At 45.0% G+C, this 1,009-nt stretch carries 2 protein-coding genes; both read left to right on the top strand.

What is annotated here, in order from left to right; genetic code table 11:
- Positions 1 to 364: FtsX-like permease family protein (locus A3750_RS22860; RefSeq protein ID WP_156498866.1), on the top strand; the 364-nt coding region annotated here is incomplete at its 5' end.
- A 122-nt stretch (positions 365 to 486) separates the two neighbouring features.
- The coding region (locus A3750_RS22855) for an RNA polymerase factor sigma-32 (RefSeq protein WP_156498865.1) at positions 487 to 1,009 on the top strand (523 nt) is incomplete at its 3' end.

Here is a 1,009-nt window from a genome sequence, read left to right as displayed (position 1 = left end):
TAGCATCGCCGTTGTTCTCGTACTTGGGAATACTGTTCGTCTTGCGATAGAAAGTAGAAAGGACGAGATCGCTGTGCTCAAACTAGTTGGAGGGACGGACGCCTTCGTTTGTCGTCCATTCTTATACATGGGAATTTTTTACGGCCTTGGCGGCGGCATTTTAGCCATCGTGTTCAGCTATGTCGTTCTGGCAATACTAACGCAGCCAGTAGAACTCCTAACCACGTCCTATCAAAGCGATTTTAGTTTGTCAGGCTTAAACTTTGAATCTACACTTTTTATCCTAACGATAGGTACGTTTCTTGGTTGGATTGGTGCTCGTTTATCCGTAAAACGACACATTAGCGAAATAGAACCAAACTAAACTTTAGTTCTCTTACGTCTTCGCAACGGAACCTCTGAGAAATCAAGTAGTCCAATGCGTACACCTTGAGCGTAAAACCTTCAAAATGCTATGATGTTTGCTTAACAACTAGAGGAATTTTAATGGGTACAAGCTTAAAACCAGTTGATATGTTGATTCCAGGCGGAAACCTTGAGTCGTACATGCGCACTGTAAACAGCATACCAATTTTATCAGTTGAAGAAGAACGCGAACTCTCATCACGACTTCACGATGAAAACGACCTATTAGCGGCGAGACATTTGATCATGTCGCACCTGCGTTTTGTCGTGCATATTGCAAAGAGCTATTCCGGTTACGGACTCGCTCAGGCTGACCTAATTCAAGAGGGCAATGTTGGCCTAATGAAAGCGGTCAAGCGGTTCGATCCAACCTACGGAGTGCGTCTCGTCTCTTTTGCCGTACACTGGATCAAAGCAGAAATTCATGAGTTTATCCTGCGTAACTGGCGGATCGTTAAGATCGCTACAACAAAAGCGCAACGCAAAATGTTCTTCAATTTGCGCAGCTCTAAAAAGCGTCTAGCGTGGTTTACCGCCGATGAAGTAGAGTCTGTTGCCAAAGACTTGGGTGTCGAGCCTAAAGTGGTTCGCGAAATGGAGGGGC

It is taken from the genome of Oleiphilus sp. HI0079, assembly GCF_001635105.1.
This window is presented reverse-complemented; position numbering and strand designations above follow the sequence as displayed.